Origin of the sequence: Rhodococcus pseudokoreensis (assembly GCF_017068395.1) — a bacterium.
GTDB classification, from domain to species: domain Bacteria; phylum Actinomycetota; class Actinomycetes; order Mycobacteriales; family Mycobacteriaceae; genus Rhodococcus_F; species Rhodococcus_F pseudokoreensis.
On sequence record NZ_CP070619.1, the window covers coordinates 6,801,658 to 6,817,252 of the forward strand.

The window sequence follows — 15,595 nt, forward strand, 5'->3', positions numbered from 1 at the left end:
CACAAGAATTCTGTATCGACGGGGCGGCCTGAACTCCTAGCGTCGATGCCATGACCGCCACCGAACCGCACGTCGACGACCCCGCGCTGAAGCGGCTGTACACCGATTTCGAGGCCGAGCACCTGAATCCGTTGTGGACTCAGCTCGGCGATCTGATGCCGATGACGCCGACGTCGCGAGCGGTGCCGTTCGTGTGGAAGTGGTCGACGCTGTACCCGCTGGCGCAGCGGGCCGGGGACCTGGTCCCGGTCGGTCGCGGCGGGGAGCGGCGGGCGATCGCGCTGGCGAACCCGGGCCTGGGGGGTGTGCCGTATGTGACGCCGACGCTGTGGGCGGCGATCCAGTATCTGGGTCCGAAGGAGGTGGCGCCGGAGCACCGGCACGCGCAGAACGCGTTCCGGTTCGTCGTCGAGGGCGAGGGGGTGTGGACGGTCGTCAACGGCGATCCGGTCGCGATGCGTCGCGGCGATTTCCTGCTGACCCCGGGCTGGCATTTCCACGGCCACCACAACGAGACCGATCAGCCGATGGCGTGGATCGACGGCCTCGACATTCCGTTCGTGCACTACACCGACACCGGGTTCTTCGAGTTCGGGTCGGAGAACGTCACCGACGATTCCACGCCGGATGTGTCCCGGTCGGAGCGGTTGTGGGCGCATCCGGGGCTGCGGCCGCTGGTGGGTTTGGACGCGAAGACGTCCTCGCCGATCGCGGCGTACCGGTGGGAGCACACCGACGCGGCGCTGCGCGAGCAGTTGGCGCTCGAGGACGAGGGGTACGCGGCGACCACCGAACCCGGTCATGCCGCGGTCCGCTACACCAACCCGACCACCGGTGGGGACGTGATGCCCACGATCCGCGCCGAGTTCCACCGGCTGCGGGCCGGCGCCCACACCCGCCCGCGCCGGGATGTCGGCTCGACCGTCTATCAGGTGTTCGAGGGTTCGGGCCGGTTCGTCCTCGGCGGTCAGACCCGCACCGTCGGCAAGGGCGACATGATCGTGGTCCCGTCCTGGACGGAGTGGTCGATCGAGGCCGACACCGAGTTCGACCTGTTCGCGTTCTCCGACGCCCCGATCGTCGAGCGCCTGCATTTTCACCGCACATACATTTCCGAAGGAGCCTGAAATCTCATGAAGCTTGCCACCCTGCGCCGCGCCGGCGGTACCGTCGCCGTCCGTGTCGATTCCGACACCACCGCCACCGTCATCGACGGCTACCGCGACCTGTCGGCGCTGCTCGCCGACCCGGACTGGAAGTCGATCGCGGAGAACGCGTCCGGTGACACCGTGAATCTCGACGGCGCGGATTATGCGCCGGTGGTCCCGAACCCGGGGAAGATCATCTGCGTCGGGTTGAACTACGCCAACCACATCAAGGAGATGGGCCGGGACCTGCCCGAGTTCCCGACGCTGTTCGCGAAGTTCCGGGAGGCACTGACCGGACCGTACGACGACGTGATCGTTCCCGCCTACGCCGCCGCCCAGCTGGACTGGGAGGGGGAGTTGGCGTTCGTCGTCGGCAAACAGGCGTATCAGGTCCCGGAGGCCGAGGCGGAGTCCTACATCGCCGGGTACTCCGTGATGAACGACTACACGATGCGCGACTACCAGTACCGCACGCTGCAGTGGGATCAGGGCAAGACGTTCGAGAAGACCAGCGGCTTCGGGCCGTTCCTGACGACCACCGACTCCTACACGTTCGGCGGCGCCCTCGTCACCACGCTCGACGGGCAGGTCGTGCAGACCACCACCACCGACGATCTGGTGTTCACCCCGGCGAAGCTGGTGGAGTACATCTCGCACATCGTGACGCTGCAGCCCGGTGACGTGGTCATCACCGGCACCCCGGGCGGTGTCGGGCACGCCCGCAAGCCCGGTCTCTACATCCAGGACGGGCAGACCGTCGAGGTCACCATCGACGGCCTCGGTTCGGTGCGTAACACGACGATCGTCAAGTAGTGGCCGTGAGTTTCCACGATCTCGACCTGAACGAGCGGTTGCTGATCGCCCGCCGCGGCACGGCGTATTTCGCGCAGCGCCTGGCGGAGTTGACCGACGACGACATGAATGGCGACACCCTGTTGGCGGGGTGGTCGCGGCGGCATCTGCTCGCGCACGTCGGGTACAACGCGGCGGCGCTGTGCCGGTTGCTGGACTGGGCGGCGACCGGGGTGGAGACCCCGATGTACGAGTCGCCGGAGCAGCGGGGCCGGGAGATCGACGAGGGGGCCACCCTGTCGGCGGCGGCGCTGCGGAACCTGTTCGACCACACCGTCGCCCGCCTCGACGAGAAGTGGCGGAACCTGCCGGACGCGGCGTGGGAGGCGCAGGTGCGCACGGCGCAGGGTCGTCTGGTGCCGGTGTCGGAGACGGCGTGGATGCGGACCCGGGAGGTGTGGATCCATGCTGTGGACCTGGGGAACGGGGGCCGGTTCGGCGACTTCCCGGCCGTGGTGCTGGGTTCGCTGCTCACCGACATCACCGGCATGTGGCAGCGCAAGGACCTCGGCGGCGGACTGGTGATCACCGTCGACGGCTGCGAGCCCATTGCGGTGCAACCGGATTCGGCCCCCGCCGAGAAGGTGTCCGGACCCCTGCCCGCGGTGGTGCGGTGGGCCGCCGGCCGCGGCGCCGTCGGACTCGCCGCAGGCGGTGAGACCCCCGAGCCTCCGCGCTGGCTGTGAGCGAGCGCCGGGCTAATACGACGCCCGGCCACCGCTGGCGTCGTAGACGGCGCCGGTCGAGAAACTGAGCGCCTCGGACGACAGCCACGCGACCAGTTCGGCGATCTCCTCGGGCCGTCCCATCCGGGCCATCGGGGTGAGGCTCTGCGAGCGCGCGAGGATCGCCGGGTCGGTGCCGGCATTCATCGGGCTCTCCACCGCCGCCGGGGCGACCACATTGGCGAGGACGCCGGTCGTCGCGACCTCCTTGCCGAGCGATTTCGTCAACGCGATCACGGCCGCCTTGGACGCCGAGTAGGCGCTCTGCCCGGGATTACCATCCTTGGCCGCGATGCTCGCCAAGTTCACGACCCGTCCCCAGCCGGCATTGGTCATGGCGGGCACGAAGGCGCGGCACACGAGGAACGTCCCCTCGACGTTGATGCGGAACGTGCGGCGCCAGTCCTCGAGTTCGACGTCCACCAGCGGCGCGGACGGTCCCACGACACCGGCGCTGTTGACGAGGATGTCGACGCGGCCGAGGCGGGCGGCGAGGTTCTCGACAGCGTCGGCATCGGCGAGGCGTTTCGCGCACGCCGCACCGATTCCGCTCGCGCCGCCGGTGACGAGCGCGGTCGCGCCCTCGGGATACGTGACCATGGTGGTTTCTCCTCGCGACTGTGTGCGCATTAGTCTTGTTCTATGTGCGAAATCGAAATGATCTATTTCGCACTGTGTACGAATTGGAATATATGGGCTGAGCCACACTCGTCAAACTCGCCGAAGGGAATCCGATGGAGATCCGCTGGCTGCAAGCGTTCGTCGCCGTCGCCGAAGAACTGCATTTCGGCAGGGCCGCCGCGCGTCTCCAGATGGCGCAGTCGCCGCTGAGCCAGACGGTGCGCAAACTCGAGAAGGACATCGGCGTGCCGCTGTTCGAGCGGAGCACCCGCAGCGTCGCGCTCACGTCGGCGGGCCACACGTTCCTGCCGCACGCGTATCGCATTCTCGAGAGCGTCGACATTGCGCGGCAGGCCACCCGCGCGTCGGCCGGGGGTGTGTACGGCCGCATCAAGATCGGCTTCACGGGCGTGCTCAACCACCTGTCGCTGCCGCCGCTCACTCGCGCGCTCCGGCAGCGCTATCCCGACATCGAACTCACTCTCGTCGGGCGGATCATGACCCGCGACGCCATCACCCAACTGGACAGTGGCGCACTCGATCTCGCGTTCGTCGGGCTTCCGGTCGAGACGGCCTCGGTGTCGACGCGGCTGATCCGCCGGGAGCCGTTCGGCGCCGTGCTGCCCGCGGATCACCCGCTCGCGTCGGAACCGCAGATCGACCTGCGCGACCTCGCCGACGACGGGTTCGTGACGACGCCGCTGTCGGCCGGTTCGGCGTTGCAGGAGGTGGCGATGCGGGCCTGCGTCGATGCGGGGTTCCGTCCCCGTGTCGTCCAGGAGATCACCGACCCGTACATGATCCTGATGCTGGTGGCGACGGGTGTCGGCGTGGCGCTCATGACCTCGGGCATCGCCGCGATCACGCCTCCGGGGACGGTGTTCGTTCCCCTCACCGGCGAGCCCATCTACATGAACCACGGCCTCGCCTGGTCGCCCCGCCGCGTGTCCGATGCGCTGCGGGTGGCGCTCGCGGTGTCGGAGGAGATCCTCCCGACTCCCGATTAGGACATTTTCGATCTATATCTAAGACTTTTTTTGCGCTGGACTGCGCATAGTCCGCCATGACACGCTCGTCACGGTCCGGAACTTCGTGTGAGGTGAGTCACCTCCGAAGAACGCCTCGCGGCGACACCGGATCCTGGGACGAAAGGAACACCATGGCAAGCACGTCTACGCGCGACACCGGGGCACAACCGAACGAGAACGCCCGCCGGGCCGCCGTCTCGGGTTTCCTCGGCAGCACGCTCGAGTACTACGACTTCTTCATCTACGGGTCCGCGGCGGCGCTCGTCTTCCCGAAGATCTTCTTCCCGGGCGGAGGGGCGACGGCGACGCTGCTGTCGATCGGCACGCTCGGCGTCGCGTACATCGCGCGTCCGCTCGGCGCGGTGGTGTGGGGGCACCTCGGCGATCGATACGGCCGCAAGAATTCCCTGCTGGCCTGCCTGCTCCTCATGGGCATCGCGACGGTCGTCGTCGGCTGCCTTCCCACGTACGAGCAGATCGGGATGGCCGCGCCCATCATCCTGGTGCTCCTGCGGTTGCTGCAGGGCCTGTCCGCCGGCGGCGAATCGCCGGGATCCTCCGCGTTGACCCTCGAACACGCACCGGACGATCGCCGCGCGTTCTTCACGTCGTTCACCATGAGCGGCATCATGTTCGGCATCGTCATCTCGAGTCTGGTGTTCATCCCCGTGGCCGCCCTGCCCGACGACGCGCTCTACTCGTGGGGCTGGCGGGTGCCGTTCCTGCTCAGCATCTTCGTGACGGGTGTCGCGGTCTGGCTGCGCCGCAAGCTCGACGAGCCGGAAGTCTTCGAGGAGTTGAAGGAACACGACGACACGGCGGGCATCCCCGTCGTCGAGATGTTCCGCTCGCACTGGCGCACCGTGATCCGCATCAGCCTCAGCGCGACGTTCGCGATGATCAACACGATCGTCAACGTTTTCGCGCTGGCGTACGCCGTGCAGGTCGCCGGGCTCGAACGCTCCACCATGCTGTGGGCCATCGCCACCGCCAATTTCGTTGCGGTGCTCACCCAGCCGCTGTTCGGCATCCTCGCCGACCGGATCGGCCGCAAGCCGGTGTTCGTGACGGGCGCCGTCGGTGCCGCAGGCATGGTGTTCGTGTTCTTCCACGCCATCGGAACCGGCAGTGCGCCCATGGTGTTCGCGGCCGGGATCGTCCTGATCGGCCTGTTCTACGCGATGCCCAACGGCGTGTACCCCGCGTACTTCCCCGAGCAGTTCCCCGCCAAGGTCCGGTACACCGGAATGGCCGTGAGCCTCATGCTGGGACTGCTCGTCGCCGGTTTCACCCCGGCCATCGCGCAGTGGCTGTCGGCGGGTGACACCGCGAACTGGACCCCGGTCGCCTGGATGTGCCTGGGCTTCGCCCTGCTGTCCTCGGCCGCCGCGCTCACCGGTCCCGAGACCTATCGCACCCCCACCGAGCAGTTGGGCGAATCCGCCGCGACGACGGCCGGCACGCGGGAGCAGGCGCTCGTCCGCAACGACGCCTGACCGACACCTCTGCAGGAGATCTTCATGAACCCCGAATCCACCCGGCACCGGATCCGCCTCGTCGGGGCAGGGATCGCCACGTCCCTGTCACCGGCGCTGCACGAACACGAGGCCGCTGCCCTCGGCCTCACCGACTACCGCTACGACCTGATCGACGTCGCCGCGGAGGGCATCCCCGTCGACAGGTCCGGTGACGCGCTGCGGCGTGCCGTCGCGGCAGGCTGCACCGGGTTCAACATCACCCACCCGTGCAAGCAGGCGGTCGCTGAATCCCTCGATGAATTGTCCGGCAACGCACGTCTTCTCGGTGCCGTCAACACCGTCGTCGTCCGTGACGGCCGGCTGATCGGGCACAACACCGACCACAGCGGCTTTCTCGCCGCGCTGCGCCGCGGACTGCCCGACGCCGCGCTCGGACGCGTCGTTCTCGCCGGCGCCGGCGGTGCCGGTTCGGCCGTCGCCTACGCGCTCGCCGCGGCCGGGGTGCGGGACCTGCGGATCGCCGACCTCGACCCGTCCCGTGCCGCGGACGTCTGCGCACGCCTCGAAGCCGCCTTCCCACGGACTCAGGTCACGGCAATCGGACTCGACGCGATCGAAGCGAACCTGGCGCACTGCGACGGCGTCGTCAACGCGTCCCCGATCGGCATGGTCGGATATCCGGGAACGCCGTTCGACACCGGCGCGCTCCACCCCGGGCTGTGGGTCGCCGACATCGTCTACCGCCCGCTGCGCACCGAACTCGTCGTGGCGGCAACCGCTCTCGGCTGCGCAGTCCTCGACGGCGGTCAGATGCTCGTCGCGCAGGCGGCCGACACGTTCGCCCTCCTCACCGGTGTCACCCCCGACCCCGACCGCATGCGGCGCCACCTCGGCGACCTGCTCGCCGAGCAGGGCGCCCCGACCGTCCTGGAGGAGTCCCGATGACCGCGCACCCGTTCGCCGCGCCCCTCGACCTGGGCAACGTGCGACTGCGCAACCGCTTCGTGTCGGCGCCGATGGAACGCAACTACTGCGAGGTCGACGGCACGATGACCGACGAGTACATCGCGTACCTCGAACGCCGCGCGGCGGGCGGCGCGGCGCTCGTGTTCACAGAGGCCAGCTACGTGCGGGCCGACGGCAAGGGCCGCATCCGGCAGATGGGTGTCGACGTCGACGAACGCATCCCGGGCATCGCGAAGCTGGCCGACGCGATCCACGCGCAGGGCGCGCTGGTGGGCGTGGAACTCAACCACGGCGGCCGCACCGCGCAGGGCGCCGTCAGCGGATTCGTCCCCGTCGCACCGTCGCCGATCCCGTGCGCGGTGGTCGGCGGTGACATGCCCGAGCAACTCGACGGCGACGACATCGAGCACATCGTAGAATGCTTCGGCGAGGCCGCCGCGCGCTGTCAGCAAGCCGGAGTCGACGTGATCTCGTTGCACGGCGGGCACGGCTACCTCATCCACCAATTCCTCTCGCCGGCATACAACCACCGCGACGACGAATGGGCCGACCCGACGCTGTTCGTCAACCGCGTCATCGACGCCGTCCGCACCATGGCCCCGGGTATCGCTCTCGGACTGCGGTTCTCGGCGTTCGAGGCGATCGACGACGGACTCGACGCGGAGGCGACACGCGCCCGCATCGACGCGATCGACACCGACCGCCTCGACTTCCTCGACGTCTCCGCGGGCAACTACGAATCGGGACAGTGGATCATCCAGCCCGGTGAGTGGCCGCGCGGTCTCCTCGCCCCCTACTCCCGGCAGTACACCCGGGACTTCGACATCCCGGTCGGCGTCGCGGGCCGGATCAGCTCACCCGAGATCGCGGCGCAGGTCATCGAATCCGGGCAGGCCGACTTCGTCAGCATGGCCCGCACCCTGCACGCCGACCCGGACTTCCCGAACCGCGCGCTGGACGGCGGCCGGTACCGGCCGTGCATCGCCTGCAACTACTGCATCGACAGCCTCGCCGCCGGACCCGTCCCGTGCTCGGTCAACCCGTGGGTGGGCCGCGAACTCGAGCAGCCGTCGACACCGGCGGACGTGCCTGTGCGCGTAGCGGTGATCGGGGCCGGACCGTCCGGCATGGCGGCCGCCCGCGACCTCGCCGTCGCCGGGCACCGGGTGGACCTCTACGACGAACGCGACGGCCTCGGTGGGGACTTCGCGCTGGCGTCCCGGCTCCACGAGTACCCCGAGTATTCGAGGATCGTCGACTGGTACCTCGCCGAACTCGCCGACCTCGACGTCACCTGCCACCCCGGCACTAGGGTCGACCCCGCCGCACTGGCCGGCCTGGACTTCGACGCCATCGTGCTCGCGACCGGCGGCCGCGGACCCGCGGTCGATCTCCCCGGGGCCGACACCCGGCGGGTTCGCGACGTCCGGGAGTTCCTGGAATCCGGCGACCCCGCACCCGAGACGATCACGATCTTCGGCGCCGACCGGGAAGCGGCCGCGGTTGCCGACGACCTGCTCCAGCGGGGTACGGCGGTCGTCATGATCGGCCCGCAGGCGACGATCGCCCACGACGTCGGCCGGCGCGGAAAGATCGTGCTGCTGCCGCGGCTCGCGGCGAGCGAGAACCTCACCACCCATCTGTCGTCGATCGTCACGCGGATCGAGGAAGACCGGGTGGTGATCTCGACCGGCGGCGAGGAGCGGGTGGTCGACGCTCCCGGCGAACTGCTGATCTCGCACGGCGTCGAGCCCCGCGCCGACCTGCTCGCCGCGCTGAGGGGGCTGGCACCGCGACTCGGCGTCCACCCGGTCGGTGACGCGAGCGGCGACGGCGGGTCCATCCACGCCGCGCTGGTGACCGCGGCCGATGTCGCCGCCAAGATCACCGCGGCCGCCGTTGCCGCGAAGATCACCGCGGCCGCCGTTGCCCGCGAGGAGGTCAGCGCATGATGACGATCCCGCCCCTCGGCCTCGGGACCTGGCCGCTGACCGGCCCGGACGCCACCCGGGCCGTGCTGTCCGGCATCGAGGCCGGCTACCGGCTGATCGACACGGCCACCATCTACGGGAACGAGGACGCCGTCGGTGCCGCCCTCGCAGAGTGCGGTCTGCCCCGCGACGAACTGTTCGTCACCACCAAACTGCGGGGGAGCGATCACGTGTCGGGCGACATCCGCGGCGCCGTCGAACGCAGCCTGAAGAGCCTCGGGCTCGATCGGCTCGACCTGTTCCTCATCCACTGGCCGCTGCCACGCCACGACAAATACGTCGCGGCGTTCGAGGCGATGCTCAGCTGCCGGGACGCCGGGCTGGTGCGGCACGTGGGCGTCTCCAATTTCCTGGGCACGCATCTGCGCCGCGTCGTCGCCGAGACCGGAGAGGCTCCGGCCGTCAACCAGATTCAGATGGATCCGTCGCTCGCCCGGCTGCCCGTCCGCCGCGCGAACGACGAATTCGGGGTGTCCACGCAGTCGTGGAGCCCGCTCGGCCGCGGCGACGTGCTCGGCGCACCCGTGGTCACCGCGATCGCCGACCGCCTCGGCCACTCGCCCGCGCAGGTGGTCCTGGCCTGGCATCGCGCGCAGGGTGTCGTCCCGGTCGTCCGGTCGGCCGATGCCGCCCGTCAGGCCGAGAACCTGGCCGCCCTCGACGTCCGGCTCACCGCCGGCGACGTCGACGCCCTGAACCGTCTCGACCGCGGCGAGTCCGCGGCCCGGGACGTCGAAACCGAGGAGCACTTCTGATGGCACTACGAATCGGCATCGTCGGCTGCGGCAAGATCGCCGGCAACCACGCCCGGGCGTTGCAGCGGGTGCCCGGCGTCGAGGTCGTCGGGTGCTGCGACCCCGACCTGGAGCGGGCCCGGACATTCGCCGCGGCGCACGGCATCACGAGGGCCGTCGGGTCGGTCGCGGAACTGCTTGACCTCGGACTCGACGCCTGCACCGTGTGCACCCCGCATCCCGTCCACGAAGAGGTCGTCGTCGCGGCCGCGCAGGCAGGCATCCACGTGCTGTGCGAGAAGCCGATCGCCGTGGACGTCGCCGCCGCCGACCGGATGATCGAGGCCGCGGACCGCGCGGGCATCACGTTCGGGGTGCTGTTCCAGCGCCGCTTCTGGCCCGCCGCCCGCCGCATCCGGGATGCGATCGACGACGGCCGGATCGGCGTTCCGGTGCTCGGGGAGGCGTCGGTGATTCTGCACCGCCCGTCGTCCTACTACTCCGCCGACGCGTGGCGCGGACGGTGGGACACCGATGGCGGCGGTGTCCTCATGACGCAGGCCGTGCACCAGGTCGACATGCTGCAGTGGTTCATGGGCGAGGCCGTTCAGGTGAGCGGATTCATCCGCACCCACACGCACGGCGAACACATCGAGACCGAGGACAGCGCGTCGGCGGTCGTGTCGTTCGCGTCGGGCGGCACCGCCACCGTCACCGCGACCACCGGCGCCAACCACAACCTCGGCAACCGGGTCACCGTGATCGGGCAGACCGGTGCGATCGCGAGCGTCCTCGAGTTCCCGGAAGGGCGGGAGGGTGTCAACGAGATCTGGACCGTCCCGGGCGACACCGAGTTCCGGGCGCCCTTCACCTCCGACGTCCGCGCCAACCTCGACGTCACCGAAGTCAACGCCGGACTCGCCGACTTCCACACCCTCCAGGTGCAGGACTTCGCGGACGCCGTCCTCACCGGCCGGGCGCCTGCCGTCACCGGACGCGAAGCCCGCGCCTCGCTCGCGATCGTCGCCGCCGTCTACGAGTCGTCCCGCACCGGCCGGGTCGTCGACCTCACCCCCGCCCCGGCCCCCGTCACCCCCAAGGAGAACGCATGACCCCCGACCCTGCCACCCCGGTATACGACGTCGTCGTCATCGGCTCCGGCGCCGGCGGCCTGTCCGCCGCCGTCGCCGCCGCCGACGGGGGAGCGTCCGTCCTCGTCGTCGAGAAGGCGGACACGTGTGGCGGCGCCACGGCATGGTCGGGTGGGTGGATGTGGACACCGCGGAATCTGTTCGCGCACGCGGACGGTGTGACCGAGGACCGCTCGGCGCCGCGCACGTATCTTCAGCACCGGCTCGGCGAGAACTTCGACGCCGCCAAGGTCGACGCCCTGCTCGACGGCGCACCCGAGATGGTCGAGTTCTTCGAGAAGAAGACGGCGCTGCAGTTCGTTCCGGGCGCGAAGATCGCCGACATCCACGGCGACACACCCGGTGCCGGAACGGGACACCGCTCGGTCGGACCGAAGCCGGTGAGCCTGCGGAAACTCGGACCCGACGTCGCGGCCCTGCTCCGGCGGCAACTCTACGAGACGTCGTTCCTCGGCATGGGCATCATGGCAGGCCCGGACCTGCAGGCGTTCCTGCACTCGACGCGGTCGGCGAAAGCGTTCGCGCACTGCGCCCGCCGGGTGTCCACGCACCTGTTCGACCTCGCCACCAAACGTCGCGGACAGCAACTCGTCAACGGCACCGCGCTCGTGGGCAGGCTGCTGCGGTCGGCGCTCGACGCCGGCGTCGAGATCCGCGTGAACACGACGGCCACCGCGCTGACCGTCGACTCCGCGGGCAGCGTCACCGGGGTCCGGCTGGCGGGCCCGGACGGCGCGTACACCGTGCATGCACGACGCGGTGTCGTCCTCGCGACCGGCGGCTTCTCCCAGGACCTCGACCGGCGTCGCGAACTGTTCCCGCGGACCCCCACCGGGCGCGAGCACTGGACGCTGACCCCGCCCACGACCACCGGCGACGGCATCACGCTCGGCGAGTCGGTCGGCGGTCGACTCGATCGCTCGGTCGCCTCGCCGGTCGCGTACTGCCCGGTGTCGATCATCCGGTACCGCAACGGCAAGGAGGGCGTGTTCCCGCACATCCTCGACCGCGGAAAGCCCGGCGCCATCGGCGTTCTCGCGGACGGACACCGCTTCGTCAACGAGGGTCTCGGCTACCACGACTACACGCTCGCCATGGTCGAGCAGGTGCCCGACGGCGAGGAGGTGTGCTCCTGGCTGATCGCCGACCAGCGGTACCTCCGGTACTTCCCGCTGGGCATGGCCAAGCCGCTGCCGATCCCCACGTGGCCGTACCTGAAGTCGGGCTACCTCACCCGCGGCCGCACGGTGCGCGAACTCGCCGAGAAGATCGGTGTCGACCCGGACGGCCTGGAGAAGACGGTCGCGGCGTTCAACGAGGGCGCCCGCGACGGCGTCGACCCCGACTTCGGTCGGGGCACCACACCGTTCACCGTCACGTCCGGAGACGCCGACAATCCCTGGCCCAATCCGGCGCTCGCGCCGCTCGAGGAGGGCCCGTTCTACGCGGTCAAGGTGGTCCCCGGCAGCTTCGGCACGTTCGCGGGCCTGGTCACCGACTCGACGTCCCGGGTGCTGAACGACGCCGACCGGCCGATCCGCGGACTGTTCGCCGTCGGCGTCGACCAGTCCAGCGTCATGGGCGGTCACTACCCGTCCGGCGGCATCAACCTCGGCCCGGCCATGACGTTCGGCTACCTCACCGGTCGCCGCCTCGCCTCGACGACAGGAGACCTGCGATGACCGCCCCACTCGGCCTTGCCGCGCTCACGGTGCTCGACACTGCGCCACTCGAGCAGGTCGACCTCGCCGAGAAACACGGCTTCGACACCATCGGCATCCGGTTGCTGCCCGCCGCACCCGGCACCACGGCCTACCCGCTGCACGAGGACCCGGCCGCCCTCGACGCGCTCGTGCGCCGTCTCGAGGATTCGCCGATCGAGGTGTTCGACCTCGAAATCATCCGGCTGGGAGCCGATTTCGACGAGAAGGACTACATCCCGCTCCTGGAGGCGGGCGCACGGCTGGGCGCCAGGGCCGTGCTCGTCGGCGGCGACGACCGCGACCGCGCCCGGCTCACCGACTCGTACGCCCGGCTCGCGGCACTGTGCGCGAACTACGACATCGTCGCGAGCCTCGAGTTCATGCCGTGGACGGCGGTCCCCGACGCGACCGCCGCGGTCGAGATCGTGTCGCAGGCCGACGGGCCCGCGCGCAGCGTGCTGGTGGACGCCCTGCACGTCGGACGGTCGAGCACTACTGCGGCCGACCTCGCGGCGATCCCGCGGGACTGGCTGCACTACGCCCAGATGTGTGACGGCTCGGTGCCGGCGCCCACGGACGACGCCGAACTGATCCGGCAGGCGCGCGAAGAGCGGCTCGTCCCGGGAGCGGGCGGCATCCCGCTCGCCGACATCTGGTCGACGCTGCCCGCGGGCCTGCCGGTGAGCATCGAACTGCCCAACGAGCCGCTGCGGCGGGCCGTCGGCACGGACGCGTGGCTCGCGCGGCTCGTCGCCGCCACCCGGGACGTTCTCGCGCAGGTCCCGGCGGTCACCGGACACTGAGTTCGCGATCGAGGTTCGCGCTACCGTTCTTCCATGCCCCGCTCCGAGAACGTCCCCGCGTACACGATGCGCCAGCTGGCGGCGTTCGTGGCGGTGGCGGAGACCGGGACGATCAGCGGTGCGGCCGAGCGGATGCACCTGTCGCAGTCGGCGCTGTCCGCGGCGGTGACGGACCTGGAGAAGGCACTGAAGGCGCAACTGTGTGTGCGCAGGCGGGCCCGCGGTGTGCAGCTGACCCCGACGGGGGAGGCGGTGCTGACGCGGGCGCGGGCGCTGTTGCAGCAGGCGGGGGAGTTGCAGGCCGACGCGTGCGGAGAGGGCGGTGCCGTCACCGGGCCGATCGCCGTCGGCTGCTACCCGGCGCTCGGCCCGACGATCCTGCCGTCGATGCTCTACGCGTTCACCACCGAATACCCGCGGGCGTCCGTGGAGTTCCGGGAAGACACACAGAACCGGCTGCGCACCCAGCTCGAGGGCGGCGAACTGGACGTCGCCATCGTCTACGACCTCGACCTGCCCGCGGACTGGCAGACCGTGCCGCTGATGACCCGCGAGCCGATGGTGGTGCTCGGGGCGGAACACCCGCTCGCCGGAATCGACGGGCCGGTGCGCCTCGCGGATCTGGCGGAGCACCCGATGGTGCTCCTCGACGCGCCACCGAGCACCAATCACGCGATGGACGTCTGCCGGGAGGCCGGTTTCGCGCCCCGGGTGGCGTACCGGACCGCGAACTTCGAGACGGCGCGGGCCTTCGTCGGGCGCGGTCTCGGGTGGACGCTGCTGCTGCAACGGCCGCGGGTGGACGTCACGTACGAGGGCCTGCCCGTCGTCGTGAAACCGATCGCCGAACCGAAACCGGCGTCGGTGGCCGTGGTCGTGGCGTGGCATCGGGACGCGACCCTGAGCCGGGTCGCGCGCGCCTTCATCCGATTCGTCACGGCCTGAACTGCGAAGACGCGCCTTCCACGGAACTTCCGCAATTCATGCGGGGATAGTCCCGCTTTTCAGACGTATGTGAGTGGGGTCATTGTCATTCCGGTAGCGCGATGAGTATGCGCAGCAGAACCGGGAAGGCAGACGATGACGGCAATCACCGAGGCGACACCGACGGTGTCTCACAAGGAAGCGCGCAGGGCAGTCCTGTCGAGCTTCGTCGGTACCGCGATCGAGTGGTACGACTTCTTCATCTACGGCACCGCCGCGGCCCTCGTGATCGGACCGCAGTTCTTCCCGGGTGCGTCCACGTTCGCCGGAACCCTGGCCGCCTTCGCCACCTTCGCGGTCGGCTTCGTCGCCCGCCCCATCGGCGGCGTCGTCATGGGTCACTTCGGTGACCGCATCGGGCGCAAGTCGATGCTGGTGCTGTCGTTGACGATGATGGGCGCCGCGACCGTCGGCATCGGACTGCTCCCGAACTTCGAGGCCATCGGGGTGGCCGCACCCATCCTGCTGGTCGCGTTGCGGTTCGTGCAGGGAATCGGTGTCGGCGGCGAATGGGGCGGCGCGGTGCTCATGGCCACCGAGCACGCCCCCGAGGGCAAGCGCGGCCTGTACGGCGCGGCGCCGCAGATGGGTGTCCCGGCCGGAGTGATCATGGCGAACGTCGTGTTCCTCGCCGTCACCCAATTGTTGTCCGACGACGCGTTCCAGACCTGGGGCTGGCGGGTGCCGTTCCTGATGAGCGCCGTGCTCGTCGGCGTCGCGATGTGGATCCGCCTCGGCGTCTTCGAGTCTCCGGCCTTCGCGGAAGCCAAGGAGAGCGACACGATCGTGAAGATGCCGATCGTCGAGGTGCTGACCAAGAACTGGCGGACGGTCCTGCTCGCGGCGGGCACGTTCGTCGCGACCAACGGCATCGCCTACGTGTTCATGGTGTACGTCCTGACGTATGGCACCGAGGAACTCGGCTACAGCCGCGCCACGATGCTCACCCTGCTGATCGTCGCGTGCCCGGTCTGGATGGCGGGCATGGCGGTGTCGGCCTGGAAGTCCGACGTGCTCGGCAGGCGCCGGGTGTACACGTGGAGTTCGGTCGCACTGGTGATCGTCGCGGCGGTGTTCTTCCCGCTGATCGACACCGCGTCGATCCCGGTCATGCTGCTCGCGATGATCGTGATGGCCGCCGTGCTCGGCACCACCGCCGGGCCGCAGTCGGCACTGTTCGCCGAACTCTTCCCCGCCCACATCCGCTACAGCGGCGCGTCGCTCGGCTACCAGATCGGCGCCATCCTCGGCGGCGGGCTCGCGCCGTTCCTGGCGACGTGGCTGTTCGGGGCCTTCGGGACCTCCGTCGCGATCAGCGCGTACTTCGTGGTGATCGCCGTCGTCAGCCTGGGCTCGATCCTGCTGCTGCCCGAAACGAACAAGATCGCACGAAACGCGGAGGTCGCCTGAC

The 15,595-nt window shown here is 69.8% G+C and carries 14 protein-coding genes; 13 read left to right on the plus strand and 1 reads right to left on the minus strand.

Annotated elements, in window-relative coordinates; genetic code table 11:
• Nucleotides 1-50: 50 nt before the first annotated feature.
• Genes JWS13_RS36280 through JWS13_RS36290 form a run of 3 tightly spaced genes read left to right on the plus strand, consistent with a single transcriptional unit; the run spans nucleotide 51 to nucleotide 2,686 of the window.
• Entirely contained in the window at nucleotides 51-1,127 is a 1,077-nt protein-coding gene (locus tag JWS13_RS36280; RefSeq protein WP_206010160.1) for a cupin domain-containing protein, read from the plus strand.
• A gap of 6 nt (nucleotides 1,128-1,133) precedes the next feature.
• Complete coding sequence (locus tag JWS13_RS36285; protein ID WP_206010161.1) at nucleotides 1,134-1,961, plus strand: fumarylacetoacetate hydrolase family protein; 828 nt, start codon at nucleotides 1,134-1,136, stop codon at nucleotides 1,959-1,961.
• A 5-nt stretch (nucleotides 1,962-1,966) separates the two neighbouring features.
• A complete protein-coding gene (locus JWS13_RS36290) occupies nucleotides 1,967-2,686 on the plus strand; it encodes a maleylpyruvate isomerase family mycothiol-dependent enzyme (RefSeq protein WP_206010162.1) in 720 nt (239 codons plus the stop codon).
• Nucleotides 2,687-2,698: 12 nt separating this feature from the next.
• Here JWS13_RS36290 and JWS13_RS36295 read toward each other — a convergent pair whose 3' ends face one another.
• Nucleotides 2,699-3,325 (minus strand): SDR family NAD(P)-dependent oxidoreductase, encoded by a 627-nt coding sequence (locus JWS13_RS36295; RefSeq protein WP_206010163.1) that lies wholly within the window; start codon nucleotides 3,323-3,325, stop codon nucleotides 2,699-2,701.
• Between the two features lie 134 nt (nucleotides 3,326-3,459).
• On the opposite strand from JWS13_RS36295, the gene JWS13_RS36300 reads away from it, so the two are divergent.
• From JWS13_RS36300 to JWS13_RS36345, 10 genes are all read left to right on the plus strand, one after another.
• Nucleotides 3,460-4,353: a LysR family transcriptional regulator gene (locus tag JWS13_RS36300; protein WP_206010164.1), complete on the plus strand. Its 894-nt coding sequence runs from the start codon at nucleotides 3,460-3,462 to the stop codon at nucleotides 4,351-4,353.
• A 152-nt stretch (nucleotides 4,354-4,505) separates the two neighbouring features.
• Nucleotides 4,506-5,870 carry an MFS transporter gene (locus JWS13_RS36305; protein ID WP_206010165.1) on the plus strand — a complete coding sequence of 455 codons (1,365 nt, stop codon included), beginning with the start codon at nucleotides 4,506-4,508 and terminating at the stop codon, nucleotides 5,868-5,870.
• A 24-nt stretch (nucleotides 5,871-5,894) separates the two neighbouring features.
• Nucleotides 5,895-6,797 carry a shikimate dehydrogenase gene (locus JWS13_RS36310; protein ID WP_206010166.1) on the plus strand — a complete coding sequence of 301 codons (903 nt, stop codon included), beginning with the start codon at nucleotides 5,895-5,897 and terminating at the stop codon, nucleotides 6,795-6,797.
• Nucleotides 6,794-8,770, plus strand: coding sequence for an oxidoreductase (locus JWS13_RS36315; RefSeq protein WP_206010167.1), 1,977 nt, complete (start codon nucleotides 6,794-6,796; stop codon nucleotides 8,768-8,770). The genes JWS13_RS36310 and JWS13_RS36315 overlap by 4 nt, the downstream gene beginning before the upstream one ends.
• Nucleotides 8,767-9,564, plus strand: coding sequence for an aldo/keto reductase (locus JWS13_RS36320; RefSeq protein ID WP_206010168.1), 798 nt, complete (start codon nucleotides 8,767-8,769; stop codon nucleotides 9,562-9,564). Before JWS13_RS36315 ends, JWS13_RS36320 begins: the two co-directional genes overlap by 4 nt.
• Nucleotides 9,564-10,655 carry a Gfo/Idh/MocA family protein gene (locus JWS13_RS36325; RefSeq protein WP_206010169.1) on the plus strand — a complete coding sequence of 364 codons (1,092 nt, stop codon included), beginning with the start codon at nucleotides 9,564-9,566 and terminating at the stop codon, nucleotides 10,653-10,655. Before JWS13_RS36320 ends, JWS13_RS36325 begins: the two co-directional genes overlap by 1 nt.
• Nucleotides 10,652-12,376 carry an FAD-dependent oxidoreductase gene (locus tag JWS13_RS36330; RefSeq protein ID WP_206010170.1) on the plus strand — a complete coding sequence of 575 codons (1,725 nt, stop codon included), beginning with the start codon at nucleotides 10,652-10,654 and terminating at the stop codon, nucleotides 12,374-12,376. Before JWS13_RS36325 ends, JWS13_RS36330 begins: the two co-directional genes overlap by 4 nt.
• Nucleotides 12,373-13,200 carry a sugar phosphate isomerase/epimerase family protein gene (locus JWS13_RS36335; protein ID WP_206010171.1) on the plus strand — a complete coding sequence of 276 codons (828 nt, stop codon included), beginning with the start codon at nucleotides 12,373-12,375 and terminating at the stop codon, nucleotides 13,198-13,200. The genes JWS13_RS36330 and JWS13_RS36335 overlap by 4 nt, the downstream gene beginning before the upstream one ends.
• A gap of 33 nt (nucleotides 13,201-13,233) precedes the next feature.
• Nucleotides 13,234-14,145, plus strand: a complete 912-nt coding sequence (locus tag JWS13_RS36340; RefSeq protein ID WP_206010172.1) for a LysR substrate-binding domain-containing protein — start codon at nucleotides 13,234-13,236, stop codon at nucleotides 14,143-14,145.
• A 135-nt stretch (nucleotides 14,146-14,280) separates the two neighbouring features.
• Complete coding sequence (locus JWS13_RS36345) at nucleotides 14,281-15,594, plus strand: MFS transporter (protein ID WP_206010173.1); 1,314 nt, start codon at nucleotides 14,281-14,283, stop codon at nucleotides 15,592-15,594.
• Nucleotide 15,595: the final 1 nt, after the last annotated feature.

What these genes read in the sequence shown, in the direction of transcription:
- JWS13_RS36280 (WP_206010160.1), top strand. Translation starts at nt 51, where the DNA reads ATGACCGCCACCGAACCGCACGTCGACGACCCCGCGCTGAAGCGGCTG.
- JWS13_RS36285 (WP_206010161.1), top strand. Translation starts at nt 1,134, where the DNA reads ATGAAGCTTGCCACCCTGCGCCGCGCCGGCGGTACCGTCGCCGTCCGT.
- JWS13_RS36295 (WP_206010163.1), bottom strand. Translation starts at nt 3,325, where the DNA reads ATGGTCACGTATCCCGAGGGCGCGACCGCGCTCGTCACCGGCGGCGCG.
- JWS13_RS36300 (WP_206010164.1), top strand. Translation starts at nt 3,460, where the DNA reads ATGGAGATCCGCTGGCTGCAAGCGTTCGTCGCCGTCGCCGAAGAACTG.
- JWS13_RS36305 (WP_206010165.1), top strand. Translation starts at nt 4,506, where the DNA reads ATGGCAAGCACGTCTACGCGCGACACCGGGGCACAACCGAACGAGAAC.
- JWS13_RS36310 (WP_206010166.1), top strand. Translation starts at nt 5,895, where the DNA reads ATGAACCCCGAATCCACCCGGCACCGGATCCGCCTCGTCGGGGCAGGG.
- JWS13_RS36315 (WP_206010167.1), top strand. Translation starts at nt 6,794, where the DNA reads ATGACCGCGCACCCGTTCGCCGCGCCCCTCGACCTGGGCAACGTGCGA.
- JWS13_RS36320 (WP_206010168.1), top strand. Translation starts at nt 8,767, where the DNA reads ATGATGACGATCCCGCCCCTCGGCCTCGGGACCTGGCCGCTGACCGGC.
- JWS13_RS36325 (WP_206010169.1), top strand. Translation starts at nt 9,564, where the DNA reads ATGGCACTACGAATCGGCATCGTCGGCTGCGGCAAGATCGCCGGCAAC.
- JWS13_RS36330 (WP_206010170.1), top strand. Translation starts at nt 10,652, where the DNA reads ATGACCCCCGACCCTGCCACCCCGGTATACGACGTCGTCGTCATCGGC.
- JWS13_RS36335 (WP_206010171.1), top strand. Translation starts at nt 12,373, where the DNA reads ATGACCGCCCCACTCGGCCTTGCCGCGCTCACGGTGCTCGACACTGCG.
- JWS13_RS36340 (WP_206010172.1), top strand. Translation starts at nt 13,234, where the DNA reads ATGCCCCGCTCCGAGAACGTCCCCGCGTACACGATGCGCCAGCTGGCG.
- JWS13_RS36345 (WP_206010173.1), top strand. Translation starts at nt 14,281, where the DNA reads ATGACGGCAATCACCGAGGCGACACCGACGGTGTCTCACAAGGAAGCG.